The 25,381-nt window shown below is 68.1% G+C and carries 20 protein-coding genes and 1 tRNA gene; 13 read left to right on the plus strand and 8 right to left on the minus strand.

What is annotated here, in order from left to right:
* Positions 1–149: 149 nt before the first annotated feature.
* The 3 genes from ACFULV_RS29235 (at position 150) to ACFULV_RS29245 (ending at position 3,392) form a co-directional block, all read left to right on the plus strand.
* Entirely contained in the window at positions 150–851 is a 702-nt protein-coding gene (locus tag ACFULV_RS29235) for an enoyl-CoA hydratase-related protein (RefSeq protein WP_378635533.1), read from the plus strand.
* Positions 852–900: 49 nt separating this feature from the next.
* Entirely contained in the window at positions 901–2,103 is a 1,203-nt protein-coding gene (locus tag ACFULV_RS29240; RefSeq protein WP_378635535.1) for a M20 family metallopeptidase, read from the plus strand.
* 125 nt (positions 2,104–2,228) lie between these two features.
* Positions 2,229–3,392, plus strand: a complete 1,164-nt coding sequence (locus tag ACFULV_RS29245; protein ID WP_378662364.1) for a M20 family metallopeptidase — start codon at positions 2,229–2,231, stop codon at positions 3,390–3,392.
* A 90-nt stretch (positions 3,393–3,482) separates the two neighbouring features.
* Here ACFULV_RS29245 and ACFULV_RS29250 read toward each other — a convergent pair whose 3' ends face one another.
* Entirely contained in the window at positions 3,483–3,944 is a 462-nt protein-coding gene (locus ACFULV_RS29250) for a gamma-glutamylcyclotransferase (protein WP_056819179.1), read from the minus strand.
* 222 nt (positions 3,945–4,166) lie between these two features.
* Here ACFULV_RS29250 and ACFULV_RS29255 point away from each other — a divergent pair, with 222 nt between their 5' ends.
* The 4 genes from ACFULV_RS29255 (at position 4,167) to ACFULV_RS29270 (ending at position 9,679) form a co-directional block, all read left to right on the plus strand.
* On the plus strand, positions 4,167–5,567 hold the full coding sequence (locus tag ACFULV_RS29255) for an NAD(P)H-quinone dehydrogenase (protein WP_378635538.1): 1,401 nt from the start codon (positions 4,167–4,169) through the stop codon (positions 5,565–5,567).
* A gap of 289 nt (positions 5,568–5,856) precedes the next feature.
* Positions 5,857–6,885 carry a hypothetical protein gene (locus ACFULV_RS29260; RefSeq protein ID WP_378662251.1) on the plus strand — a complete coding sequence of 343 codons (1,029 nt, stop codon included), beginning with the start codon at positions 5,857–5,859 and terminating at the stop codon, positions 6,883–6,885.
* Between the two features lie 69 nt (positions 6,886–6,954).
* Positions 6,955–8,412 (plus strand): hypothetical protein, encoded by a 1,458-nt coding sequence (locus tag ACFULV_RS29265; RefSeq protein WP_378662253.1) that lies wholly within the window; start codon positions 6,955–6,957, stop codon positions 8,410–8,412.
* Between the two features lie 91 nt (positions 8,413–8,503).
* Positions 8,504–9,679, plus strand: a complete 1,176-nt coding sequence (locus tag ACFULV_RS29270; protein WP_378662255.1) for a PLP-dependent aminotransferase family protein — start codon at positions 8,504–8,506, stop codon at positions 9,677–9,679.
* A 42-nt stretch (positions 9,680–9,721) separates the two neighbouring features.
* Here ACFULV_RS29270 and ACFULV_RS29275 read toward each other — a convergent pair whose 3' ends face one another.
* Both ACFULV_RS29275 and ACFULV_RS29280 read right to left on the minus strand, forming a co-directional pair.
* Positions 9,722–10,195 carry an NUDIX domain-containing protein gene (locus ACFULV_RS29275; RefSeq protein ID WP_378635547.1) on the minus strand — a complete coding sequence of 158 codons (474 nt, stop codon included), beginning with the start codon at positions 10,193–10,195 and terminating at the stop codon, positions 9,722–9,724.
* Complete coding sequence (locus ACFULV_RS29280) at positions 10,179–10,940, minus strand: XRE family transcriptional regulator (protein WP_378662258.1); 762 nt, start codon at positions 10,938–10,940, stop codon at positions 10,179–10,181. Before ACFULV_RS29280 ends, ACFULV_RS29275 begins: the two co-directional genes overlap by 17 nt.
* 141 nt (positions 10,941–11,081) lie before the next feature.
* Here ACFULV_RS29280 and ACFULV_RS29285 point away from each other — a divergent pair, with 141 nt between their 5' ends.
* Together ACFULV_RS29285 and ACFULV_RS29290 are read left to right on the plus strand one after the other, a co-directional pair.
* The gene (locus ACFULV_RS29285; RefSeq protein WP_378662261.1) at positions 11,082–11,342 is read left to right on the plus strand and encodes a hypothetical protein; all 261 of its coding nucleotides are present in this window, start codon (positions 11,082–11,084) and stop codon (positions 11,340–11,342) included.
* Positions 11,339–11,653 carry a hypothetical protein gene (locus tag ACFULV_RS29290; RefSeq protein WP_378662264.1) on the plus strand — a complete coding sequence of 105 codons (315 nt, stop codon included), beginning with the start codon at positions 11,339–11,341 and terminating at the stop codon, positions 11,651–11,653. Before ACFULV_RS29285 ends, ACFULV_RS29290 begins: the two co-directional genes overlap by 4 nt.
* 128 nt (positions 11,654–11,781) lie before the next feature.
* On the opposite strand, the gene glpK is transcribed toward ACFULV_RS29290, so the two are convergent.
* On the minus strand, positions 11,782–13,278 hold the full coding sequence (gene glpK, locus ACFULV_RS29295) for a glycerol kinase GlpK (RefSeq protein ID WP_378635556.1): 1,497 nt from the start codon (positions 13,276–13,278) through the stop codon (positions 11,782–11,784).
* Positions 13,279–13,479: 201 nt separating this feature from the next.
* Here glpK and glpD point away from each other — a divergent pair, with 201 nt between their 5' ends.
* On the plus strand, positions 13,480–15,270 hold the full coding sequence (glpD, locus tag ACFULV_RS29300) for a glycerol-3-phosphate dehydrogenase (protein WP_378662267.1): 1,791 nt from the start codon (positions 13,480–13,482) through the stop codon (positions 15,268–15,270).
* A gap of 51 nt (positions 15,271–15,321) precedes the next feature.
* Here the strand turns inward: glpD and ACFULV_RS29305 are convergent, their stop codons facing one another.
* Together ACFULV_RS29305 and ACFULV_RS29310 are read right to left on the minus strand one after the other, a co-directional pair.
* On the minus strand, positions 15,322–16,095 hold the full coding sequence (locus ACFULV_RS29305) for an Fpg/Nei family DNA glycosylase (protein ID WP_378662270.1): 774 nt from the start codon (positions 16,093–16,095) through the stop codon (positions 15,322–15,324).
* Between the two features lie 4 nt (positions 16,096–16,099).
* Entirely contained in the window at positions 16,100–20,965 is a 4,866-nt protein-coding gene (locus ACFULV_RS29310) for a DEAD/DEAH box helicase (RefSeq protein WP_378662273.1), read from the minus strand.
* A 10-nt stretch (positions 20,966–20,975) separates the two neighbouring features.
* Between ACFULV_RS29310 and ACFULV_RS29315 the strand changes: the two genes are divergently transcribed.
* Positions 20,976–21,650: a histidine phosphatase family protein gene (locus ACFULV_RS29315; RefSeq protein ID WP_378662276.1), complete on the plus strand. Its 675-nt coding sequence runs from the start codon at positions 20,976–20,978 to the stop codon at positions 21,648–21,650.
* A gap of 43 nt (positions 21,651–21,693) precedes the next feature.
* Here the strand turns inward: ACFULV_RS29315 and ACFULV_RS29320 are convergent.
* Together ACFULV_RS29320 and ACFULV_RS29325 are read right to left on the minus strand one after the other, a co-directional pair.
* Positions 21,694–21,767 (minus strand) — tRNA-Met (locus ACFULV_RS29320).
* A 53-nt stretch (positions 21,768–21,820) separates the two neighbouring features.
* Positions 21,821–23,338, minus strand: a complete 1,518-nt coding sequence (locus tag ACFULV_RS29325) for an aldehyde dehydrogenase family protein (protein WP_378662279.1) — start codon at positions 23,336–23,338, stop codon at positions 21,821–21,823.
* Between the two features lie 118 nt (positions 23,339–23,456).
* On the opposite strand from ACFULV_RS29325, the gene ACFULV_RS29330 reads away from it, so the two are divergent.
* Both ACFULV_RS29330 and lat read left to right on the plus strand, forming a co-directional pair.
* Positions 23,457–23,909 carry an Lrp/AsnC family transcriptional regulator gene (locus ACFULV_RS29330; protein ID WP_056818059.1) on the plus strand — a complete coding sequence of 151 codons (453 nt, stop codon included), beginning with the start codon at positions 23,457–23,459 and terminating at the stop codon, positions 23,907–23,909.
* Between the two features lie 66 nt (positions 23,910–23,975).
* On the plus strand, positions 23,976–25,316 hold the full coding sequence (lat, locus tag ACFULV_RS29335; RefSeq protein WP_378635569.1) for an L-lysine 6-transaminase: 1,341 nt from the start codon (positions 23,976–23,978) through the stop codon (positions 25,314–25,316).
* Positions 25,317–25,381: the final 65 nt, after the last annotated feature.

A 25,381-nucleotide genomic window follows, 5' to 3' on the forward strand; every position in this document is an offset into this window, starting at 1 on the left:
TTCGTCGCCTACGCAACGGCACCTGATCGTCGGGACGGCCGCGAACCGCCGCTACGCGGCGGACCCTCCTCGGGGTCGGGTCGTGCGGGGCGGGGAAGGTGCCTACCCGCGAGTAGGGGAGGGTTCAGGTGCGGACTATTCTCCCCTGCATGCCGTATTTGGAGCGCTCTGGTGATGTTTTCGTCCTGTACCTCGGCAACGAGGGTGAGACAGACAACGAGAACCGTTTCTCGCCGGGCTGGATCGATGCCTTCCACGCCGCACTCGACAAGGTCGAGGCGTCCGAGGGCGCTGCCGCGCTGGTCACCGTCGCGACCGGCAAGTACTACAGCAACGGCCTCGACACCGATTACGTCTTCGGCAACCTGGACAAGATCCACGGCTACCTCGACCGGGTGCACTCGCTCTACACCCGCCTGCTGACCTTCCCGATGCCCACGATCGCCGCGGTCAACGGCCACGCGTTCGGCGCGGGCGCCATGCTGGCCACGTCCCACGATTTCCGCGTGATGCGCGGTGACCGCGGCTTCTGGTCGCTGCCCGAGGTGCACCTCGGCATGCCGTTCACGATCGGCATGAACGGCTTGCTGAAGGGTCGCCTGAGCAACCAGGTGTGCGTCCAGGCGATGACCACCGGCCACCGTTTCGGTGCCGACGAGGCCATCGCCGCCGGGATCGCCGATGCCAAGGCCGACGCCGACGAGGTGCTGCCCGCCGCGATCGCTCGCGCCGCCGCGCTCACCAGCCTGCGCAAGCCGATCACACCGATCATCAAGACCGCGCTGCACGCCGAGACTCTCGCCGCGCTGGCCACGCCGGTCACCCCGGAGAACCTTCCCTTCGGCAACTGACCTCGCTCGCCGGTGCGCCGCTGTCGGGCACTGATGCAAGACTGGGGGTATGGCACCCTCGCGCACCGGCGAACTCACAGCCACCGCCTCCGACGCCGCGATCGTGGCTGCCTCGGACGAGCTGATCGGGCTCTCGCACGCGATTCACGCCGAACCGGAGCTGGCCTTCGCCGAAACGCGTAGCGTCGCCAAGGTCCTCGCGCCGCTGGTCGAGCGCGGATTCGCCGTCACCACGGGCGTCGCCGGGCTGTCGACGGCGTTTCGCGCGGTGTACGGCAGCGGCCCGCTCACCGTCGGCATCTGCGCCGAATACGACGCGCTGCCCGAGATCGGGCACGCCTGCGGGCACAACATCATCGCCGCGTCCGCTGTCGGCGCGGCCATCGGGCTGGCCGCCGTAGCCGACGCGCTGGGCCTGACCGTGGTGGTGCTCGGCACGCCCGCGGAGGAGAGCGGCGGCGGCAAGGTGCTCATGCTGGAAGCGGGCGCCTTCGACGACATCGCGATGGCGATGATGGTTCATCCTGGGCCCACCGACATCGTCGGCGCGCGCTCACTGGCACTGGCCGACCTCGCCATCGTCTTCCACGGCCGCGAGGCGCATGCCAGCGCCGCGCCCGAACTGGGCCGCAACGCCGGCGACGCGGTGACCCTGACCCAGGTTGCTGTCGGCTTGCTACGTCAGCATTTGCGTCCCGGCCAGCAGCTGCACGGTATAGTGTCCGACGGTGGCGTAGCCCCCAACATCGTGCCCGGACGCGCGGAGTTGCTGTACTACCTCCGCGCGGCGGATTCCGGCTCCCTCGACGACCTGATGCGGCGAGCGAAGGCGTGTTTCGAAGCGGGCGCCCTGGCGACCGGCTGCACCCACGACATACGGACGCTCGCGCCCACCTATACCGAGCTCACCCCCGATCCGGTTCTTTCCGCTGCCTACCGCGCGCAGATCACCGGACTGGGACGGGTGCCGATCGCGCCCGAGCTCGAGGTGTTGCGACCGCTCGGCAGCACCGACATGGGCAACGTCACCAACGTCATCCCCGGTATCCACCCGGTGATCGGCATCGACGCGGGCGGTGCGGCAACCCACCAGCCTGCGTTCGCCGCCGCCGCGGTGAACGCCTCGGCGGACCGGGCGGTGCTCGACGGAGCGCTGGCGCTGGCGCGTACCGCTGTCGCTATCGCGGGCGATGAAGTACACAGGGACAGGTTGTTGCAACGGCTGATCGAACGACAGGAGGACATTCGGTGACCATTTCCGGCCATCCGGGCACCGCACGCGCAGGCTCCGACGCGCTATCGATGGGTGTGGGTACCCACTCGATGGCGCGCGAGACCGCAGCGTGTCCGACCACGCCGGACACCGAACCAACTCTGATGTCGGGAACCGAGATCGTTGACGCATGGCTGGCCGAGCACACCGGCGACCTGGTGCAATGGCGCAGGCATATCCACGCCAACCCCGAGTTGTCGCGGGCGGAGTTCACCACCACCGAGTTCGTGTCGGGCTGGCTCACCAAGGCCGGGCTGACCTGGGAGGTGCTGCCGGGCGGCACCGGGCTGATCTGTGACTTCGGCCCCACCGATCGGCCGCGGATCGCCTTGCGCGCCGATATGGACGCGCTGCCGATGCAGGAGTTCACCGGTCTGACCTTCGCCTCGACGGTGCCTGGCGTGTCGCACGCCTGCGGGCACGACGCGCACACCACGGTGCTGCTCGGTGCCGGTCTCGCGCTGGCCGAGGCGCAGGACAGGCTGCCGGTCGGGGTGCGGTTGGTGTTCCAGCCTGCCGAGGAAGTGATGCCCGGTGGTGCGCTCGATGTGGTCGCGGCCGGTGGGATGACCGGGGTCGACCGGATCTTCGCGCTGCACTGCGATCCGCGTCTGGAGGTCGGCAAGGTCGGGGTGCGGACCGGGGCCATCACGTCGGCGGCCGACACTGTCGAGTTGGTGCTCGATTCGCCCGGTGGGCATACCTCGCGGCCGCATCTGACCAGCGACCTGGTCTACGCGATCGGAACTGTCATCACGGGGTTGCCCGGATTGCTGAGCCGCCGCGTCGATCCTCGAACCAGCACGATCATGGTCTGGGGTGCGGTGAGCGCGGGCAAGGCACCCAACGCGATACCGCAGACGGGCATGCTCACGGGCACCGTGCGTACCGGTGATCACGCCACCTGGCTGCTGCTGGAACCGCTGGTCCGCGAGATCGTCGACGGGTTGCTCGCGCCGACGGGCGTGCGCTACCAGCTCAACTACAAGCGTGGTGTGCCGCCGGTGGTCAACGATCCGACGTCGGCGCTGATGTTCGAGAACGCCATCCTGGGGTTGGGTGAGGACGCGCTGGCCGACACCCCGCAGTCGGGCGGCGGCGAGGATTTCTCCTGGTACCTGGAGGAAGTGCCCGGCGCGATGGCGAGGCTGGGTGTCTGGTCCGGCGTCGGCGAGCAGCTGGACCTGCACCAGCCGACCTTCGACATCGACGAGCGCGCTTTGGCTGTGGGTGTCCGGACGCTGACGAACATCGTTCTGCAGGCATAGCGGTACGGGCTGACCCAGCCGACTCACGGCCGCCGACATGATGTCGGCGGCCGGCGAGTCCGGCCTGAATATTCGGGGAGGCGGAACAGCTCAGGCGCCGGGCCCGACGTTCTTGCTGTTGCGGGTGCGGAGGGCGTGGACGTAGTCCTCTGGGGCGCCTGCCTTTTCGGCCGCGTCGGCGATGACGCCGATGTAGCGGGCCGACGGGAGGCCGCCTTCGTAGGCGTCCAGGACGTAGAGCCAGGCCAGGCGGGACTCGCCCTGGGTGCCGGTGACCCGGATCCGGATCTTCTTGTGGATTCCGAAGTCGGAGCCCTCCCAGCGGTCGAGGCTGTCCTCGTCCTCGGGGGAGACGTCGTAGAGCACGACGAACACCCGAGAGCCGGGATCCTCGACGACGGTGGCCAACGGCCCTTCCCAGCCGATGTCGTCACCGGCGAAGGTCAGGCGCCAACCCTCCAGCCACCCGGTCCCGGACATGGGCGAATGCGGGCAGCGTTCCAGCATCTGCGTCGAGTCCATGTTGGACCCGTAGGCGGCATAGATCGGCACCATGGAACTGTAGCCAATAACCACGGTGGAATTCCTGTCTCCCACCCAGATCGGCTGACGGTCACACTTGCCGGTGGTGCCGAACGTGGCACAGAACACGCGCACCGTTGTTCACCGATCCGACCCGGGCACGTCACAGAGCACCTGAAATGATGGGGCGACAGCACGGACGAGCCCTCACAAGGGGCAGGTCCGATCAGGCGAGCACAAGGAGCGTGACTGGTGGCACGGATTGCGATCATCGGCGGTGGACCGGCCGGATACGAGGCGGCGCTGGTAGCCGCTCAGCACGGGGCCACGGTGACCCTGGTCGACGCCGACGGTATCGGTGGCGCCTGTGTGCTGTGGGATTGCGTGCCGTCGAAAACCTTCATCGCCTCGACGGGCCTGCGCACCGACCTGCGTCGCGCGCGCGACCTCGGCATCAATATCGATGCCGACCAGGCCAAGGTGCATCTGCCCGAGGTGAACGCGCGAGTCAAGGCGCTCGCGCTGGCGCAGTCCTCCGATATCCGCGCCAAATTGCAGGCCGCGGGGGTGCAACTACTTCCTGGCTATGGCGAATTGGTCGGGCCCGCACCGGGTTTGGCGCATCGCGTGCGCGCGAACCTGGCCGACGGGAGCTCCGAGGAGTTCGAGGCCGAGGTCGTGTTGATCGCGACCGGCGCGAGCCCGCGGGTGCTCGCCGGCGCCGAGCCCGACGGCGAGCGGATCCTGAACTGGCGCCAGCTCTACGACCTGCCTGAGCTGCCCGAGACGCTGGTCGTCGTCGGATCCGGTGTCACCGGCGCCGAATTCGTGTCCGCCTACACCGAGATGGGTGTGCGGGTGAAGCTCGTGTCGAGCCGCGATCGCGTGCTGCCCGGCGAGGACGCCGACGCCGCCCTCGTGCTCGAGGAAGCCCTGGCCGAACGCGGCGTCGAGCTGGTCAAGCACGCTCGCGCCGACGCGGTGGAGCGCACCGCCGACGGCATCGTGGTGAAGCTGTCCGACGGCCGCACCGTCACTGGTTCGCACGCCCTGATGACCGTCGGTTCCACCCCGAACACCGAGAACCTGGGCCTGGACCGGGTCGGTATCGAACTCGACCGCGGCGGATACCTTCGTGTCGACCGGGTTTCACGCACGTCGGTGCCCGGTATCTACGCCGCGGGCGACTGCACGGGTCTGCTGCCGCTGGCTTCGGTGGCCGCCATGCAGGGCCGGATCGCGATGTATCACTCGCTCGGCGAGGGGGTGAGCCCGATCAGGCTGAAGACGGTGGCCTCGGCGGTGTTCACCCGCCCGGAGATCGCGACCGTCGGTGTCAGCCAGACCGCCATCGACAACGGTGAGGTCCCCGCGCGCACAGTGATGTTGCCGCTCAACACCAATCCGCGCGCGAAGATGTCGGGGCTGCGGCGCGGCTTCGTCAAGATCTTCTGCCGCCCGGCGACCGGTGTGGTGATCGGCGGTGTGGTGGTCGCGCCGATCGCGTCGGAGCTGATCCTGCCGATCGCGCTGGCGGTGCAGAACAATCTGACGGTCACCGATCTCGCGCAGACGTTCTCGGTGTATCCCTCGCTCACCGGCTCGCTCACCGAAGCCGGACGTTTGCTGATGCGCCACGACGACCTCGACTGAGCCCCTGACACCGTATTGTGAAACGAATCACAACGCGTTTCAGGTTTCGAATTGTGTTGTTCGCCAACGGCGCTCGTCGCTTCTCGGCAACCGCCACACCAGGTGTTTGCGCAGGCGGAGCCCGGTGAAAGCGAAACCTGGTGCTGCGTTGCCTGTCCCGCGCTCATGTGGTTGACTCACCGCCGAGGCGCGATCAGTTGTGATCGCGTGGTGGAGCAGTGGGGGATTCCCTCCGGGAAAGGGATTACGAAAAGTGAAGCATCGTAAGCCGAGTCGGGCGCAGCGAGCGATGGCAAGCACGTCGTTGCCTTTGGCCGCCGCGGCAGCCGTGGCAACCCTCCTCGCGGCTCCGGCCGGCGCGGTCCCCAGTGACCAGCCGACCACGCCCGCGACTCCGGCTCCTGCGCAGCCGGGCCAGCCTTCGGGTGAAGTAGAAGCTCCGGAGACCCCGGAAACGGAAACCCCGGAGAACGTCAAGCCGGGTCAGACGAAGCCGGGCGAGACCAAGCCGACGCCTGCCCAGCCGGGTGTCACCAGCCCCGCGCCCGGTCAGCCGGAGCAGGGCACCCCCGCCAAGCCGACGCCGAGCCAGCCGGGCGTCACCAGCCCCCGTGTCGCGCCGCTGCCGGTCCCCGGTCAGGCGCAGCCTGCGGTCCAGCCGGAGCGCGCGGGCGCGACGCCCGACCAGCCGGGCACCACCAAGCCGGAGACGGGCACCACGCCGACCCAGCCGGGCGCCACGCCGGGCCAGCAGCAGACGCAGCCCACCGTGCCGTCCGGTCAGGGCACCGGGACCGGCACCGAGACCGAGGTCGAGTCTCCGGACACCCTCGTCCAGGAGCCGAAGGAGCCGGCCTGGCAGGCGCCGCGCCTGGCCAACGCGCCCGCCGCGCCCGTCGTCGAGATGGAGGGCCCGCGTCAGGAAATCGGCGTCACCGTCGACGGTGCCGGAATCCTGGCGAACACCCACCACTACAACAACGCCTCGGGCTACGTCGGCACGGTCGGCTACCGGACGCCGGGTGGCGGTTTCGGTGACGCCGGTATCTCGGTCGAGTACGTCGGCGCGAACGAGGTCAAGGTCACCACCTTCAACGGTGGCGACGGCCGCAGCGACAACACCACCGTGACGGTGCTCGACACCACGCAGGCCAACCTGGCCAAGGCCGCGGTGGAGAACTGGATCAAGGCGCAGCCGGGCGGCAACGCCGCGCTCGATGCGGCCGCGAAGGCTACACTGCCCGTGCCGGGTGAGCTGCTTCAGACGGTGAACGTCGCGGGTGTGAACACCCAGTGGGGTGGCTCGATCCAGTACTGACACGCAGTATGTCGTGTGGGGCGGTCGCCTTCGACCGCCCCACACGTGTGTCCCGGGAAAGGATTGGACTTGGGCACCGAGGGCGACGAGAACGAACGCGGCGATCGACAACGATCGGCCGCGGATTTCGGCTCTCCCGTAGGAGATTTCGGGCCGCCGGTCGATGACGCCGGCTTCGGTGGGCCCGTTCCCGCCACGCCTCCGCCCGCGCCGTCCGGGGTTCCGGAGCGGGGTTGGCGACCGGCCGAACCGCCTTCCGGCGCACCCACGCCGGGCCCGTTCGGTCCGCCGGCCGGTGCGCCCGCGCCGGGTCCGTTCGGTGGGCCCGTCGCCGGTCAGCCGCCCGTCGCTCCGCCGCCTGCCGGTCCGTTCGCCGGCCCGGTGCCGCCCGGTCCGCCCGCGCGGCTCTCGGCTCCGCCTTCGGGCTCCACGCCGACCGATCAAGGCTCGATGCCGGGGAGCGGCCAAGCGCCGCCTCGCTTGCCCGACGGTCGCCGTTCCGCGCCGACCTCCGTCTTCGGTGACGCGGTAGCGACGCCACCGCCCGCTCGTCCGGGTCCTCCCGCGCCGTTCGGCGGACCCACTCCTGGTGGTCCGCCCGCCGCCGACCCGACTGTGCGTTTCGGTGGTGAGCCGCCGCGCGGTGAGAGTTCGGTCTTCGGCGACTCGGTCTTCGGTGATTCCGTGCCGGTGACGTCCGGCCGCGAACTCACCGAGGTGATCCGTCGCGGTCGCCCCGGCTCCAAAGAGCCTGCGCCGCAGCCGCCGTCACGCGACAGCGGTCCCGCCGCGGACACGGTGCGGCCGCCCGAGGGCTCCCGCACTCCGCTGGTTCCCGACAAGCCGAGGCCCGCCGCCGACAAGGCGTGGTGGGACAACCCCGACGATGACGGCGGGATTCCCAAGCCGCCGTCCGAACCCGGCCTGTCGTGGGCCGACGACCCGATCGCGCGCCGTCTCGCGCCGAAGACGCCGGCCACCCCGGCGCCGGTGGAGAAGGAACCCGACAACAAGCGCCTGCGCTGGATCATCGGCGGTGTGGCCGCGGCGGTTCTGCTCGTGGTGGCTCTGGTCCTGACGATCGGGCTGGTCAAGCGCGGTGGCGGCGCCGATCCCGGTGTCACGGCCGCGCCGGTTCCCTCGATCGCGTCGGGCACCGAGTGCCCGTCCGTCGCCGAACAGTCGGTGACCGTGGGCAACGGACCGGGCGACACCAGCACCGGCGCCAGGGCCATCCTCGGCTTCCAGTACGCCTTCTACACCGACCGTTCCGGGGCGAAGGTGCGTGAGTTCGTGGCGCCCGATGCCGAGAACATCTCACCCGCCGAGACCATCCAGCAGGCGATCGACGGTCAGATCCCCGCGGGCACCACGCACTGCGTGAAGATGCGCGAAACCAGCGTGGGCCGTTACGACGTCGAACTGCGCGAGATGCACCCCGATGGCTCGGCCGTGGTCTACAAGCAGGAGATCATCACCACGAACACCGACGGAAAGTGGCAGGTCAAGTCCATCACCGCGCGGTAGGGTCTCATTGTATGAGACAACAATTTCACATTCTGGTGGACGATATGCAATCGTAGGATGATTGCTTCTCTCGGCGTCCCCGGAGGTTCCCATGTCGCTGACAATTCCAGCATTGGCGGGCAAGCTCGCCGGTCTACAGAGCTCGGCGATCAGGGATCTGCTCAAACTCACGGCCCGCGACGACATCATCAGCCTCGCCGGCGGGCTGCCCGACGCGGCCCTGATGCCGCGTGAACGCATCGCCCTCGCCGCCGAGACCGCACTGAGCGACCCCGCCGTGCTGCAGTACACGGAGTCGTCCGGCTGGCCCGCGCTGCGCGAGGTGATCGCGGCCCGGGAATCCGCGGCGATCGGCCGCTCGGTGCCCGTCGCCGAAGTCTTCATCACCCACGGCTCCCAGCAAGCGCTCTCGCTCCTGGCCGAAGTGCTTCTCGACCCCGGCGCCCTCGTGATCGTCGAGGATCCCGCGTATGTCGGTGCGCTGCAAGTGTTTCGAGCCGCAGGCGCCCGAATCGTCGCCGTCCCTCTGGATTCCGGCGGCATGCGGCTCGACATCCTCGAGGACCTGCTGGCCGCGGGCGAACGTCCCGCGCTCGTCCACACCGTCTCGAACTTCCACAACCCCGGCGGCGTCACCCTCGCACCACAACGCCGCCGCCGGCTCGCGGAACTCGCTGAGGCGCACGGCTTCTGGGTCATCGAAGACGACCCCTATGGCGAACTGTGGTTCGACCAGCCCGCCCCCGCGCCGGTGGCCTCGTACTCACCCCAGGTGATCCGCCTCTCCAGCGTCTCCAAGATCCTGTCTCCCGCCCTGCGCGTCGGCTGGATGATCGCCCCCGAAAGAGTCTCCCGCGCAGTGGAACTCCTCAAACAAGGCGCCGACCTCTGCGGCTCGTCGCTCACCCAGCAGATCACCACCGACCTGCTGACCGACACCACATGGCTGGCAGCCCACATCGATGCGATCCGCGCCACCTACGGCACCAGAGCCCGCGCCCTGACCACCGCCCTCCGCGCCACCTTCGCCGACCGCCTCCAGTGCACCGACCCCACCGGCGGCATGTTCATCTGGGCCGAATTCACCGACAACACCAACACCGCCGCCCTCCTCCCCGCCGCCCTGGACTCCGGCGTCGCCTACGTCCCCGGCGCAGCCTTCGCCGTCACCGATACCGCCGACAATTCCCTGCGGCTGTGCTTCACCACCTCCGACGAGGCCACCCTGACCGAAGCGGTCGACAGGCTGTCGTCGGCGATCGGCTAGCGACCGGCGCGCACCGGAACAGAACTTCCCACACCCGGTGACTCAACCGAGGTACGGGCGTGGCCGTCGTTCGGCGAAATGCTCTAGTCGCAGGCGGACGGTGGGATGCATCGGTAGATCATTCAGCTCGTCCGGTCCGACGAAGCGGACCTCCGTCGATTCGCTGCTGACAGCGAGCTCGCCGCCCACCACTCGACCGAAATAGGTGACGGCGAACTCCTGTCGCACCTCGCCGTCCGAGTACTCGATGACATGCTCCGGGTCGGTGTAGATGCCCAGCAATCCTGTGATCTCGGTGTCGAGGCCGGTCTCCTCTTTCGTCTCGCGTACGGCGCACTCTTCGAGCGTCTCGCCGATCTCCATCACGCCACCCGGCAGTGACCAATTGCCGGAATCGCCTCTACGCTGCATCAGGATTCGGCCTTTGCTATCTGCGACAAGCATGGAGCCGCCGGGTGCCAGGCTGTTCGCTTTCGGCGCGCGGGGATCGCGGTAGTAGTCACGCCGAGAGCCCACGCGAGATTCCTTCCGGGTAATGGGTCGCCGAACCCCAGATCTGTTCGAATTGCTCGGCGAACGAGGTGAATATTCCGTGGGGGGAAAGCTTCCGCAGGTGTAGCGCCGGGTGTTGGTATCCGCGGGCTCGAATGAGATAGGGGGTCACGATCATCTGGTCGTCGAACCGGAATACCGAGTTGTAGAGATGGGCGGTGTGCAGACCGATATCGCACCCGGGGGTGTCGGTCAGCTCACCCAACATGTTCAGCGCATTGCGGATCCGGCCGGGGAGAGTCCCGCTCATCTGCTCCAGCGCATCGCGTTCGGCGACATGGGGGCAGTCAGGGTCTGCGAAGGCCATTCGAATACGAGTTCCGTTGCGGCACTTCGATGCGAGTATGTCCGCGGCATTCGGAAGGAGTTCCAGCACAAATGGGTAGGCGTACCCGGCTATGTCGATCTGTTCGTCGGCGCCGAGCAGCAACGAAGTCCACAGCTCGTTGGGAATGTCGGCCCGATGTGCGTAGGCAGACTGAACTTCGGCGGTGGCCGAGGCCCCGGGTGTGAGGTCTGGCCGTGTCTGCGGCCACAGGAGGTCTTCCGACTCGTTGAGAAGCCGCGCGACCGCTGCTCGCGTACGACGATGCGGAACCCTGCCCGACAGCCATCGGTTGACGGTCTTCGCGTCGACGTCGACGGCCTCGGCCAGCGCGGCCGAGTCCATCCGCGCGCGCAGCATCGCCGAGTGCAAACGCTGGGTCATTCCTGAACCATACGGCGCATTTTCGGGACGTGCAGGACCTTTCAAATGTCCACTGAACCGTCCTAGGCGTGGTTCAGGTGCGCACCGTATTCCCATAGTTTCGGCTTCAGCGCGGACCTGATCCCAGCGAAGGAATGACAGATGACTACATTGTTCGACCAAGCGCTCGTCCTGCGAATCCTGCACCCGGGCGGACAGCTCACCGACCGCCAGATCACCGCCGAGACCGCTGTCCCCCTCCGTCGAACACGACGCGCTTTGCGCACGTTGCACGGCAACGGACTACTCCGACAGGTCTCATACCGGCAGGCCTGGGAACTGTCGCCCTGTGGACGCGCTTACGTGACCACGCCTGCTGGTCGAGCCATGCTCGACGTTCCCCGCTCGGCGCTCGCCGAATGAAGGCAATCGCGATCGGATACCTACGCTCCGACATCTCCGGCCCGGCACAGAACTGGGACGAGATTCGAATCCGCTCACTGGCGAAGCGGTACGGCTACGACCTCGCGAAGACGATCGTGTTCAGCGGAGGGACCCAGAATCCGATCTCCCGATTGATCGACGTCGCACGGCGGGCCCAGGCTGAGGCTGTCATCACTCCTCGTCGAGATCATCTCGGTCTCGAGGTTCCTGAGCGTTTGGTTCGTATTTGCGACGTCATCACCGTCGATGACCAGAACACACTTTCGAGGTCCTACGTCATCGGAGAATGATCCCTCGGCGCGGTCTCCGGTCCGGTGATGGGCGCGAAGCCTGGATCGCGTAGCTCGATTCAGATGACCGGGCATCGGGCGGTGGCTGAAATTCGAGATTTCGCGGAAGTCGCGGTCGAGTGGAATCCTCAGACCCAGTTGTAGGTGCGTTCTACGGCCTTGTTCCAGTCGGCGTAGCGGTGGGTGCGTTCCTCTTCCGACATCGAAGGGGTCCAGGTCTGGTCGGCTATCCAGTTGGCTCGGAGGTCTTCGAGGTCGGACCAGTAGCCGACGGCCAGGCCGGCGGCGTAGGCGGCGCCGAGGGCGGTGGTTTCGCGGACCACCGGGCGGACTACGGGGACGTCGAGGATGTCGGCTTGGAATTGCATGAGGAGGTTGTTGCCGGTCATGCCGCCGTCGACCTTGAGGGTGGTGAGTTCCAGGTCGAGGTGCTGGGCGGCGGCGTCGGCGCGCATGGCGTCGACTACCTCGCGGGTTTGGAAGGCGGTGGATTCCAGTGCCGCCCTGGCCAAGTGGGCCTTGGTGACGAAGCGGGTCAGGCCCGCGATGACGCCGCGGGCGTCGGGGCGCCAGCGGGGGGCGAACAGGCCGGAGAAGGCGGGGACGAAGTGGGCGCCACCGTTGTCGTCGACGCTGCGGGCCAGGGGTTCCACCTCTTCGGCGGAGGAGATGATGCCGAGGTTGTCGCGCAGCCATTGGACCAGGGAGCCCGTGACGGCGATCGAGCCTTCGAGGGCGTACACCGCCGGCGTGTCACCGAGTTGGTAGCAGGCGGTGGTGAGCAGGCCGTGCTTGCTGAACACCGGCGTGGTGCCGGTGTTGAGCAACATGAAATTGCCTGTGCCGTAGGTGTTCTTGGCTTCGCCCGGGGACAGGCACGCTTGGCCGAAGGTGGCCGCCTGCTGGTCGCCGAGAATGCCCGCGACCGGGATGCCCTCGAACGGACCGGCGGTGATGTCGGCGTAGACCTCTGACGAGCTGCGGATCTGCGGGAGCAGCGACATCGGAATGTCGAAATCTGCGCAGATCTGTGGATCCCATCGCAGGGTGCGAAGATCCATCAGCATGGTGCGTGAGGCGTTGGTGACGTCGGTGAGGTGTTCACCGGTCAGCTTCCACAGCACCCAGCTGTCCATGGTGCCGAAACACAGGTCGCCTGCCTCGGCGCGCGCCCGTACGCCGTCGACATTGTCGAGGATCCAGCGCAGTTTCGGCCCGGCGAAATAGGTCGACAGCGGCAGGCCGGTGCGGTCCGCATAGCGTTGCGGCCCTTGCTCACCCGCGAGTTCGGTGCACAGCTGATCGGTGCGCGTGTCCTGCCACACGATCGCGTTGTACACCGGATCGCCGGTCGCCCGATCCCACACCACGGTGGTCTCACGCTGATTGGTGATCCCGACCGCGGCCAGATCGCCTGCCGAACACCGGCTGTTGCCCAGCGCAGCACCGAGCACCGACTCGGTATTGCGCCACACCTCCGCCGGATCGTGCTCCACCCAGCCGGGCTTGGGAAAGATCTGCCGATGCTCGCGCTGCGCGGTTCCGACGATCCGACCCTGCCGATCGAAGATGATGCACCGACTCGAAGTCGTGCCCTGATCGATGGCAGCCACATAGCGACGCATTGATGCAGGTTACCGAAAGCGGAGCCGGCGACCGCAAGATTTGTGGTCGGCGACGAATTTCGGGCCCACGCCTCGCCGCGCACGTCCCCAGCGACGAGTGCGGACTACGTTTAGCCTGTACGCAGCGGCGCCGGGAACGCGGCGTTTGCCCCAACTGTCGGCTGGGACCGGCCGGAATCGGCCGGCGGCGAGGAGTCGAGCATGTCGCAGACACCGGAGTTTCCGTTCCTGCACCCGGGAGAGCTGGTCGCGGGCGGGAAAAGGGATCGGCTCGGACCCGGCGATCTGGGGCCCGAACATCGGCGGACCGCCTGGGAACGGCTGGGTAAGGATCAGTTCGACGTCCTGGTCGTCGGCGGCGGCGTCGTGGGCGCCGGTATCGCGCTCGATGCCGCGACACGGGGTCTGTCGGTCGCGCTGGTCGAGGCCCGCGATCTCGCGTCGGGCACGTCGAGCCGTTCGTCCAAGATGTTCCACGGTGGCTTGCGCTACCTCGAACAGCTCGAATTCGGCCTGGTCAGGGAAGCGCTGAAGGAGCGTGAGCTGGCGTTGTCGACGCTCGCACCGCACCTGGTGAAGCCGCTGCGGTTCCTCTATCCGCTGACACATCGCGTGTGGGAGCGGCCCTACGTTGCCGCGGGCCTGACCCTGTACGACACCATGGGCGGCTCGAAATCCGTTCCAGGACAGCATCATCTGACCCGGCACGGCGCGATGCGGCTCGCCCCCGGCCTGCGCCGGGATTCGATGATCGGCGGCGTCACCTACTACGACACCGTCGTCGACGACGCCCGCCACACCATGACGGTCGCCCGCACCGCCGCGCACTACGGTGCGGTCATCCGCACCTCCACGCAGGTCGTCGGGTTTCTGCGCGAAGCCGACCGGGTCGTGGGGGTGAAGCTGCGCGACACCGAGGACGGGCGCACCGGCGAGGCGCGCGCGAATGTGGTGATCAACGCGACGGGCGTGTGGACCGATGAGGTGCAGAGTCTGTCGCGGCAACGCGGCCGATTCCATGTGCGCGCGTCCAAAGGTGTGCACATCGTGGTGCCGCGCGACCGCATCGTCAGCGATGCCGCGATCATCCTGCGCACCACCACCTCGGTGCTGTTCATCATCCCGTGGGGCGCGCACTGGATCGTCGGCACCACCGACACCGACTGGAATCTCGACCTCGCCCATCCCGCGGCGACCAAGGCCGATATCGACTATCTGCTCGACCGGGTCAACGAGGTGCTGGTCACCCCGCTCACGCACGCCGATATCGACGGCGTCTACGCGGGCCTGCGCCCACTGCTGGCGGGGGAGAACGACGACACGTCCAAGCTCTCGCGCGAGCACGCCGTGGCCAGGGTCGCGCCCGGACTGGTGAGCATCGCGGGCGGCAAGTACACCACCTACCGGGTGATGGCGGCGGACGCGATGGACGAAGCCGCACAAGACATTCCGGCACGCGTCTCGCCGTCGATCACCGAGAAGGTGGCGCTGCTCGGCGCCGACGGCTACTTCGCGCTTGTCAACCAGACCGTGCAGCTCGCCGAGCACTACGGCATCCACCCGTACCGGATGACGCACCTGCTCGACCGCTACGGCTCGCTGGTCGACGAGGTGCTCGCGATGGCGGCGGGCAAACCCGAACTCCTGCAACCGATTACCGACGCCCCGGCCTACCTCCAGGTCGAAGCGGTCTACGCCGCGGCCGCGGAAGGCGCGCTGCACCTCGACGACATCCTGGCCCGTCGCACCCGCATCTCGATCGAATATTCCGATCGCGGCGCGAACTGCGCCGAGCAGGTCGCCCACCTCGTGGCACCCGTTCTCGGGTGGGACGCGGAGGATATCGACCGCGAGGTGTCCACGTACCAGGCGCGCGTACGGGCCGAGATCGAATCGCAGACCCAACCCGACGACACATCGGCCGACGCGCTGCGGGCAGCCGCTCCGGAGCCGCGTCCGCAGTTGCTGGAACCGGTGCCGCAGGACCGCTGAGCCATCGGACCGGGGCGCTGCGGGCTGTGAGCAAACACGGGCGAGGTGAGCTCACGGGCTGGGCTGGCAGCGTGGGCAGAAGAAGATGCCACGTTCGCGCTGAGTGATGCGGTCGGCGGGGTCGTCTTCGCCGAGTAACTGGGACGCGATCGGAGTGCCGCAGCGGGGGCAGGAACGGCGAGTGCGGCCGTAGACCATGGCGCGCCATGGTGGTTGGTGTGCGGCTTTGCCGAGAACACGGTGAGCTTCGTCGACGAGCGCCACGAGATCGGGGATGTCGCCGACCGGGGTAACGGGGTGGACTTTGCGCAGGAAACAGATCTCGCTGCGGTAGATGTTGCCGATGCCCGCCAGATTCCGCTGGTCGAGCAGGGCCAGACCGACGGCGCGACGCGGGTACTCGGTGAGCCTGCGCAAAGCCTCGGCCGCATCCCAATCCGGGCCGAGGAGATCGGGGCCGAGGTGGTCGATGACCGTGTGTTCGTCGGCGCGCAGCAGCACCTGAACCTTGCCGAGCGAGAAGCCGACTGCCTCGACCTCGTCGTTGGCGAGCACCACTCGCGCGGTGACCGCGGGTTTGGTCCAGCGCTGGCCGCGGTGGAACACCCGCCACACGCCTTCCATCTTCAGGTGGGTGTGGACGCTCACGCGGTCGGTGCGGATGAACAGGTGCTTGCCGTAGCTCACGACCTCCTCGACCCGTTCGCCGACCAGATCCACGGTGGCGTACCGCGGAACCCGGAAATCGCTGCGGGTGAGCGTTTTACCGGCCAACGCCGTGCGTAGGCGCTGCGCGGCGCGGAAGACGGTGTCGCCCTCGGGCATTCGGCTACACCTGCCTGCGCAGCCGCAGACCGCTGGGGGTCATCGAGAAACCGGCTTCGATCAGTACTTCGGCGAAGAGGTTGCCGTGCACAGTGTCTCCGTTGATCTTGTCGATCACCAAGCTGTCGACCCGGCGATCGCGTACCAGCCCGGCCAGCGCGAACGCTGCCGCCCGGCGCAGGCCGACGTCCTCGGTGAAGCTGAGCAGAGTCTTGCCGCCGCGCTCGGAGTAGAGCACCAGTTCGCCGCCGACCAGAACCACCAACGCGCCCGCTTTGCGGCCCGGCCGGTGACCGCCCTCGGCGTCGCCCTTCGGCCACGGTAGCGCGGCGCCGTAGGGGTTGGCGGGGTCGCATGCCGCGAGGGCGAGCGCGACGCCCGCTCTGGTGGTGTCACGGTCGGTGTCGAACGAGCGCAGGCGGTCGACGGTGTCGGTGGTGGAGAACTGGGCGCCGCCGAGCGTGTCGACGAAATAGCCGCGCCTGCACCGGCCGCGGTCCTCGAACTCGGTGAGCACCCGGTACATCAGCTGGAAACCGCCGGATATCCCTTCGTTCTGTACCGAACCGCGAGTCAGCACGCCGTAGCGTTCGATCAGTTGATCGGCGGTGGCATGGGCGCGAACGGTGTTGTCCTGCACGCGTTCGGGCAGGATCGACCAGCGTCCCGCCAGTGTGGGCGGACCGGACCGGGTCGGCATCGCTGGTCGTGGCAGGTACGCGCGGCCGCGGGGCGAGCGGCGCGGGGTGCGGTGCGCGGTGGTGGCGCGGGCGGTGCCGGACAGCAGGGCGCGCACCGGGGCGAAGGTGTCACCGGAGACATAGCCGGCCCAGACCAGCTGCCACAGGGCCTCCCCGGCGACCTTGTCGTCGAGCAAGCCCGCGGAGTCGGCGAGTTGGCGAAAGAAATAGGCGCCGCCGCCGCGCAAGGTGGATGGCAGCCGCTGGACACGGTTCGCGGCGCCGGGATCGGGTGCGTCGAGATCGACCACCGGCCACGGTTCCAGATTCGCGCCGAGTGCGGCCAGGAGACCGAGCTGGATGTCGGTGGGGTCGATCTCGTCGGCGGGAGGCAGGGTGAAGGGTGCCTGGTCGGCGAGGTGGAGGGCGACCCAGCCGTCGCGGGCGGTGATCGCGCCGTGGCCTGACCACACCACCTCACCGGTCGCCATCAGCTCGTCCAGCATGGCGGGGGAGTAGTCGCGCACTCGGGTGGGCAGAATCAGTGACTCCCAGGCCGAGGCCGGGATCGGTACGCCCGCAAGCTGTTCCACCACTGTGGCCACGCCGTCGACACCGCGTAGCTCGCCGGACCCGACGTGTTGCCAGGACGGCAGGAACCGCGCGAACGCGGCGGTGGACACCGGCTCGACCTCGTGCCGCGCGGCAGCCAGTGAACGGCGGCGCAAACGGCGAAGGACCTGGGCGTCACACCACTCGCCACCGGCGGTGTCCGGCGTGAATTCACCTTCCACCACGCGTTTCTCGGCGAGCAGGCGGTGCAGCGCTGTCGCGGCGACGGCCGTTCCGAGGCCGAAGCGGTCGGCGACCGCGGCGGTGGTGAACGGTGCGTGAGTGCGCGCGTAGCGCCCGACGAGGTCGCCGAGCGGATCGGGGACCGGTTCGATGAACGCCGCGGGCACTCCGATCGGCAAGGGCACGCCGAGCGCGTCCCGCAGCCGAGCGGCGTCCTCCACCGCCACCCACCAGGTACGACCTGCGAACGAAACCTCCAGCGCCCGGCGCGAATCCCGCAGTTCCGCGAACCACGCCGGTGCGTCGGAATCGGCGAGCAGGTCGCCGCGGGCGGACTCGAGTTCCTCCTCCGGCGTGCTGTGTGAGGGTTCGTCGGGTGAGTGGGCGCCGGTGTCCATCGCTTCGGCGTGGCGCGCGGCGGATGCGGTGCCGGGGCGGGGAACGCAGCGTGCTGCGGCTTCGGTGGGCGTGAGGGGACCGAGTAGACGGAGCAGGTCGGCCAGACCTTCAGCATCGCGGGCCAGGCGCTCGGGGGTGAGGCGCTGGAGTTCTTGTTCGGTCAGGGTGATGACGGCGGGGTCGAGGAGTTCGCGCAGCTCGACGCGGCCGAGGAGTTCGGCGAGCAGGCTGGAGTCCAAAGCCAGCGCGGCTGCCCGGCGTTCGGCCAGTGGGCTGTCGCCGTCGTAGAGAAATTGGCCGATGTAGGAGAACAGCAGGGCGCCGGCGAAGGGCGACGGGCTCGCGGTCTCGACCTCGATCAGGCGGATCTCGCGACGGGCTACCTTGGTGAGCAGGTCGCGCAGGGCGGGCAGGTCGTATACGTCGCGCAGACATTCGCGGACGGTTTCCAGCAGGATCGGGAACTGCGGGAATTTGCGTGCCACGTCCAGCAATTGGGCCGAGCGCTGCCGCTGCTGCCACAGCGGTGCGCGCTTGCCGGGGTCGCGGCGCGGCAGGAGCAGCGCTCTGGCGGCGCATTCGCGGAAGCGGGACGCGAAAAGGGCTGAGCCGCCCACCTGTTCGGTGACGATGTCGTCGATCTCGTCGGGTTCGAAGGCGAACAGTTCGGCGCCGGGTGGTTGGTCGGTCGTATCGGGCAGGCGCACCACGATGCCGTCGTCGGAGGCGGTCGGGGCGGCGTCGATGCCGAACTGTTCCTGCAGGCGCGCACCCACCGCCAGCGCCCACGGTGCGTGTACCGGGGTGCCGTAGGGCGAGTGCAGCACCAGGCGCCAGTCGCCGAGCTCGTCGCGGAATCGTTCCACGACCAGGGTCCGATCGGTCGGCAATTGGCCGGTGGCACTGCGCTGTTCCTCGAGCAGACCGACCAGATTCGCTGTCGCGTTCTGATCGAGTCCGGCGGTGCGCACCAACTGCTCGAGCCGTACCGCGGGCTTGCTCTGCTCGGCGGTGCGCCCGGCCTTCTTCGAGCCCGGGGCCGGCTTCGTGGGTTCGGTCAGTGGCTCGGGCACTTCCGACGTGGCGTCGGCCGTGGTCAGTACGGCGCCGGACCCCATGTCCGCCACGATCCGAGACAACTCGTCGGCTGATACCTGACCGGCCGTGCGAACGAATTCGCCCAGCGCGGCGCCCAACTCAGCGGGCCGGCCCAACCCGTCACCGTGCCAGAACGGCAATCTGCCGGGCAGCCCGAACGCCGGTGACACCAGCACCCGATCGAAGGTGATCTCCTCGATCCGCCAACTGGTCGCACCCAGCGCGAACACATCGCCCACGCGCGACTCGTAGACCATCTCCTCGTCGAGTTCGCCCACCCGCGAAGCCTTTTCGCCCACCATGAACACCGCGAACATCCCACGGTCAGGGATCGCGCCGCCGGAGGTCACCGCCAGGCGCTGGGCGCCGGGGCGGCCGGTGATGGTGCCCGCGTCGCGGTCCCACACCACGCGCGGACGTAGTTCGGCGAACTCGTCGGACGGATAGCGCCCGGCCAGCAGGTCGAGCACCGATTCGTAGGCCGAGCGGGGCAGGTTCGCGTAGCTGCCGGTGGAGCGGACGAGATCGAACCAGGCGTCGACGTCGATGGATTCGAGCGCGCAGGCCGCCACCGTCTGCTGGGCGAGGATGTCGAGCGGGTGCGCGGGGATCTGGAGCTTCTCGATCTCACCGGTGAGCATGCGCTGGGCGGCGACGGTGCAGTGGATCACGTCGGTGCGGTGTTTGGGGAACAGCACGCCCCGCGAGATCTCACCCACCTGGTGCCCGGCCCGACCGACCCGTTGCAGACCACTGGCCACCGAGGGCGGCGCCTCCACCTGGACGACCAGGTCCACCGCGCCCATGTCGATGCCGAGCTCGAGACTGCTGGTGGCCACCACACAGCGCAGCCGACCGGTCTTGAGGTCGTCCTCGATGATGGCGCGCTGTTCCTTGCTGACCGACCCGTGATGGGCGCGCGCCAACAGGTGCTCGGCCCCGTGGATCACCTCGGTGGACGGCCCGAGCTGGGCGGGTGGCTTGTGCTCGGTCTCCACCGGCTCGCCGAGACGGGCGGCATAGGTCTCGTTGAGCCGCGCGGTCAGCCGTTCGGCGAGCCGCCGGGAGTTGGCGAACACGATCGAGGACCGATGCTCGAGCACCAGGTCGACGATGGCCTCGTCGACATGCGGCCAGATCGAACCCGGCTGATCGGAGTCGCCTCCCGGATCGGTCATATCGGCCACCGGCACCCGTACCGACAGGTCGAAGGTCTTCGGTGCGGGCGGCCGCACAATGGTGATCGGCGCGTTCCCGACCAGGAATCGCCCGACCTCCTCGGGCGGGCGCACCGTCGCCGACAACCCGATCCGTTGCGCGGGCTTGTCGGTGAGCTGATCCAGCCGGGCCAGCGACAATGCCAGGTGCGCACCACGCTTCGACCCGGCGATGGCGTGCACCTCGTCGACGATCACGGTGTTGACCTGGGCCAGCGTCTCGCGAGCGGCCGAGGTCAACAGCAGGAACAACGACTCGGGGGTCGTGATGAGAATGTCCGGTGGGGTGCGCAACATCGCCCGGCGCTGGGCGGGCGGGGTGTCGCCGGAGCGCACCCCCACCGAGATATCCGGTGGGTCCAGCCCCAGCCGTTTCGCCGTCTGCGTCACTCCTACCAGGGGCGCCCGCAGGTTGCGTTCCACATCCACAGCCAGCGCCTTCAACGGCGACACATAGAGCACCGACGTGCCCCGGGACGCTCCCGGCTCGGGTGGGTCCCGGTGAGCCAGCTGATCGATGGCCCACAGGAACGCGGACAGGGTCTTGCCCGACCCCGTCGGCGCGATCACCAGTGTGTTCTCGCCCGCGGCGATCGCGTCCCACGCGCCGAGCTGGGCCGACGTGGCAGCAGGGAAGGCGCCGTCGAACCACTGTGCTGTCGCGGGGGAGAACCGATCCATAGCACCAAGTGTGCACCGACCCACCGACAACTTCGTCGTCATCATGCGCCCCGACCAGCGCGAACACGCCGATGACCGGGGAGGCGCCCGGCCCGGGTTGTGGCGTGGATCGCATTCGTCGCTACCCTCGACTCTCGTGCAAACGGTGCTGAGAGTCGACCTTGTCGGCCATGGCCTTACCGAGGCGGTACGTAAGGCGCGATTTCCTGTCGATGAACCCCTCGACGAGTCGGGGCGGGCCGCTGTGCGTGCCTGCGTGCCGCTCGATGAAGCGTTGGTGCGGACAGGACCGGAGCGGCGGGCTCGCGAGACGGCGGAAGAATTGGGCTTGGTCGGCGAACAGGACGTGCGATTACGGGACCTCGATGCCGGGTCGTGGCGGGGCAGTGAGATGGGCAAACTCGCTCAGGACCAGTTGTTCGCCTGGCTAACCGATCCCGAATTCCGTGGGCACGGTGGGGAATCCATCACCGATCTGGTCGAGCGGGTGCGCTTCTGGCTGGCCGAGATCGCCTCGTCGGGTCGTAACACCGTGGCGGTGACGCACCCGGCCGTGGTGCGCGCCGCGCTGCTGGTGGTGCTCGACGCACCGGCGAAGTCGTTCTGGCGCATGGATGTTCCGCCCGCGAGCGTCACCCGGCTGCACTATCGGGGGAACTGGACCCTGCGACTCGGCAACGGATAACGAAGAAGGCCCCGGAGTCGAAACTCCGGGGCCTTCTTCGTAGTAGCGGGAACAGGATTTGAACCTGCGACCTCTGGGTTATGAGCCCAGCGAGCTACCGAGCTGCTCCATCCCGCGTTGCAAATACCACTTTACACGGGGTGGGTCGGAAGGCGAAATCGCCTGCCTGATCAGCCGAAATGGATGCCTTGCGCGAGCGGGAGTTCGGTGGAGTAGTTGACGGTGTTGGTGGCCCGGCGCATGTAGGCCTTCCAGGAGTCGGAGCCCGACTCCCGGCCGCCGCCGGTGTTCTTCTCCCCGCCGAAGGCACCGCCGATCTCCGCGCCCGATGTCCCGATGTTGACATTGGCGATGCCGCAGTCGGAACCGGCGAGGAACTGTTCGGCCTCGCGCTGGTCGAGGGTGAAGATCGACGAGGAAAGTCCCTGGGTCACATCGTTGTTCAAGGCGATGGCTTCGTCGAGTTCGTCGTAGGTCAGCACGTACAGAATCGGCGCGAAGGTTTCCTCGCGCACGAGCTCGGTCTGCGCGGGCATGCGGACGAGGGCGGGCCGCACGTAGTAGGCGTCGGGTCCGAGCGTCTCGACTCGCTCACCGCCGCAGATGATGTCGCCGCCCTCGGCCACCGATCCGACCAGCGCCTTCTGCATCCCGGCGAAGGCGCGCTCGTTGATCAGCGGCCCGACCAGGACGCCGTCGTCGAGTGGATTACCCACGGGCAGTTGGCTGTACGCCGCGGCCAGCCGTTCGACCAGCTGGTCGGCGATCGAACGATGCGCGATCAACCGTCGCAGGCTGGTGCACCGCTGGCCCGCTGTCCCCGCCGCCGCGAAGACGATGCCACGCACCGCCAGCTCCAGATCGGCACTCGGCGCGACGATCGCGGCGTTGTTGCCACCCAGCTCGAGCAGGCATCGACCGAAACGCCCGGCCACCCGCGGGGCGACGGTGGCGCCCATCCGCACCGAGCCCGTGGCGCTCACCAGGGCGACCCGGCCGTCGTCGACCAACGCCGAGCCGACGGTCGCGTCCCCTTGGATCAGCTGGTGCACTTCGGGATCCGCGCCCACGTCGACCGCCGCGCGACGCAGCAGCGTGTGGCAGGCCAGCGCCGTCAACGGCGTGGTCTCCGACGGCTTCCAGACCACCGTGTCGCCGCACACCAGGGCGATCGCGGTATTCCAAGCCCACACCGCGACAGGGAAATTGAACGCCGAGATCACCCCGACGACGCCGAGCGGATGCCATGTCTCCATGAGCCGATGGCCGGGACGTTCGGAAGGCATGGTGGCGCCGTAGAGCTGGCGCGAGAGCCCGATCGCGAACTCGCAGACGTCGATCATCTCCTGCACTTCGCCCAGCGCCTCGGGGCCGATCTTGCCCGCCTCCAGGGTCACCAGCTCCGCCAGCTCGTCCTGATGGGCCACCAGCAACTGGGCCAGCCTGCGCACCAGGCCCGCCCGCACCGGCGCGGGGACCGTGCGCCACGCTTCGAATGCGGTTGCGGCGCGGCCGATCGCGGCATCCACGTCGGCGGGGGCGTCGACGGCCAGCGGCAACAGGACACCGCCGGAGATCGGCGTGCGCGCCAGCAGCGGGCCGGGCTCCGGCGCAGCGGCGCCGAGGCCGTGCAGTAGCGCCCTGGCTCGCAGGGAGAGCTGCTCGGAGAAGTTCACGGTCTGCGTCATCGGTACTCTGCTCACCTTCTGCTGTTTGGTACGACTCACGGAAAAGTTCGGGAGAATTCGGTGGGGAACGGAAAGAAGTTTTCCCCGCGCGAGCCCCACGCTGCGTTAGCCTTCGCTGATGGCGGATACACCGGCTCGACCCCAGCTCGATGACATCGATCGACTATTGATCAAAGAACTGATGGCAGACGGCCGCGCCACATTGTCGAATCTGGCGGAGAAGGCCAGTCTCTCGGTCTCCGCGGTGCAATCGCGCGTGCGCAGGCTCGAAGCGCGCGGCGTGATCCGCGGATACGCGGCGCAGGTGGACCCCGAAGCGCTCGGGCACTTGTTGTCGGCGTTCGTCGCGATCACTCCTCTCGACCCGTCCCAGCCCGATGACGCGCCCGCCCTACTGCAGCACATCCCCGGCATCGAGGGGTGCCACTCGGTGGCGGGCGAGGAGAGCTACGTCCTGCTGGTGCGGGTGGCCTCGCCTCGGCATCTGGAACATCTGCTGCAGGAGATCAGGGCCACGGCCAACGTGCACACCCGCAGCACCATCATCCTGCAGACATTCTATGACAGGTAGTGATCTTCCGTAATTTGATTCGTGATTCCGTAGAACTTCCGTAAATATTTGCGTATCGTCGGTTTCATGACCATCGAACTGGAGCGCCCTGGCGCGGCGGTCATCCCCGCCGACCGGGTCCACGAGATCCTGTCCTCGCACATCCTCGCGGACGGTTTCGAGCTTGTGCTCGACCTACACGAATCGCACGGTCGCACGCTCGTCGACGAACGTGACGGCACCAGCTATCTCGACATGTTCGGCTTCTTCGCCTCCAACGCACTGGGGATGAACCATCCCGCGCTGGCCGGCGACGAGGGCTTTCTCGCCGAGCTGGCCAACGCCGCACTGAACAAGCCGAGCAACTCCGATATCTATACCGTCGAGATGGCACGCTTCGTCGACACCTTCGCTCGCGTGCTCGGTGATCCGCGCTTGCCGCACCTGTTCTTCGTCGACGGTGGCGCGCTCGCGGTGGAGAACGCGCTGAAAGTCGCTTTCGACTGGAAGAGCAGGCTCAACGAATCGCACGGCCGCGCACCGGAACTCGGTACCAAGGTGTTGCACCTGACCGGCGCCTTCCACGGGCGCAGCGGTTATACGTTGTCGCTCACCAATACCGACCCGGTCAAGACCGCGCGATTCCCGAAATTCGATTGGCCGCGCATCGACACACCGCACACTTTCGCGGGTGCCGACATCGCAGCCCTCGAAGCGCGGGCGCTGGCCCAGGCCGAACAGGCCTTCGCCGACAACCCGCACGACATCGCCTGCTTCATCGCCGAACCGATCCAGGGCGAAGGCGGTGACCGTCATCTGCGGCCGGAATTCCTCGCCGCCATGCAGCGGCTGTGTCACGCCAACGACGCGCTGTTCATCCTCGACGAGGTGCAGACCGGCGTCGGCCTGACCGGAACCACCTGGGCCTTCCAGCAATTGGATGTCGCGCCCGATGTGGTGGCCTTCGGCAAGAAGACCCAGATCTGCGGAATCATGGCGGGCGGCCGGGTCGACGAGGTGGTCGACAATGTCTTCCGGGTGAGCTCACGGCTCAACTCCACCTGGGGTGGCAACCTCACCGACATGGTGCGCACCCGGCGCATTCTCGAAGTGCTGGAACGGGATCGGCTGATCGAGGGTGTGGAACCGCTCGGCGCGTTCCTGCTCGACCGGCTCGGCACACTGGCCGTCGCGCACCCGGACATGGTCAGTGAGGCGCGTGGCCGTGGGCTGATGTGCGCGGTGACGCTGGCGACGCCGGAGCTGCGCGATCGGGTGGTGACGGAACTGCGCGAACGTGAGCATGTGCTGCTGCTCGGCACAGGAGAGCGCGGCATCCGTTTCCGTCCGCCGCTGACTGTCACCGAGGACGAGCTGAGTCAGGCCGTCGACGCCCTCGACGCGGTGCTCACGCGAGAACGCCGGTAACTCACCGGATTTCCGGGCTGGGCCGCCGGCACGATTGCCGTCGGCCCACTTCCGTCTTCACTCGT

Source organism: Nocardia sp. NPDC057272 (genome assembly GCF_042668615.1).
Classification (GTDB): Bacteria; Actinomycetota; Actinomycetes; order Mycobacteriales; family Mycobacteriaceae; genus Nocardia.

Excerpts from the sequence above, each read along its gene's own strand:
- ACFULV_RS29305 (WP_378662270.1), bottom strand. The coding sequence starts at position 16,095 with ATGCCCGAGGGCGACACCGTCTTCCGCGCCGCGCAGCGCCTACGCACG.
- lat (WP_378635569.1), top strand. The coding sequence starts at position 23,976 with ATGACCATCGAACTGGAGCGCCCTGGCGCGGCGGTCATCCCCGCCGAC.
- ACFULV_RS29280 (WP_378662258.1), bottom strand. The coding sequence starts at position 10,940 with ATGACCCAGCGTTTGCACTCGGCGATGCTGCGCGCGCGGATGGACTCG.
- glpD (WP_378662267.1), top strand. The coding sequence starts at position 13,480 with ATGTCGCAGACACCGGAGTTTCCGTTCCTGCACCCGGGAGAGCTGGTC.
- ACFULV_RS29245 (WP_378662364.1), top strand. The coding sequence starts at position 2,229 with ATGTCGGGAACCGAGATCGTTGACGCATGGCTGGCCGAGCACACCGGC.
- ACFULV_RS29290 (WP_378662264.1), top strand. The coding sequence starts at position 11,339 with ATGAAGGCAATCGCGATCGGATACCTACGCTCCGACATCTCCGGCCCG.
- ACFULV_RS29285 (WP_378662261.1), top strand. The coding sequence starts at position 11,082 with ATGACTACATTGTTCGACCAAGCGCTCGTCCTGCGAATCCTGCACCCG.
- ACFULV_RS29260 (WP_378662251.1), top strand. The coding sequence starts at position 5,857 with ATGGCAAGCACGTCGTTGCCTTTGGCCGCCGCGGCAGCCGTGGCAACC.
- ACFULV_RS29240 (WP_378635535.1), top strand. The coding sequence starts at position 901 with ATGGCACCCTCGCGCACCGGCGAACTCACAGCCACCGCCTCCGACGCC.
- ACFULV_RS29325 (WP_378662279.1), bottom strand. The coding sequence starts at position 23,338 with ATGACGCAGACCGTGAACTTCTCCGAGCAGCTCTCCCTGCGAGCCAGG.
- ACFULV_RS29310 (WP_378662273.1), bottom strand. The coding sequence starts at position 20,965 with ATGGATCGGTTCTCCCCCGCGACAGCACAGTGGTTCGACGGCGCCTTC.
- ACFULV_RS29270 (WP_378662255.1), top strand. The coding sequence starts at position 8,504 with ATGTCGCTGACAATTCCAGCATTGGCGGGCAAGCTCGCCGGTCTACAG.
- ACFULV_RS29235 (WP_378635533.1), top strand. The coding sequence starts at position 150 with ATGCCGTATTTGGAGCGCTCTGGTGATGTTTTCGTCCTGTACCTCGGC.
- ACFULV_RS29330 (WP_056818059.1), top strand. The coding sequence starts at position 23,457 with ATGGCGGATACACCGGCTCGACCCCAGCTCGATGACATCGATCGACTA.
- glpK (WP_378635556.1), bottom strand. The coding sequence starts at position 13,278 with ATGCGTCGCTATGTGGCTGCCATCGATCAGGGCACGACTTCGAGTCGG.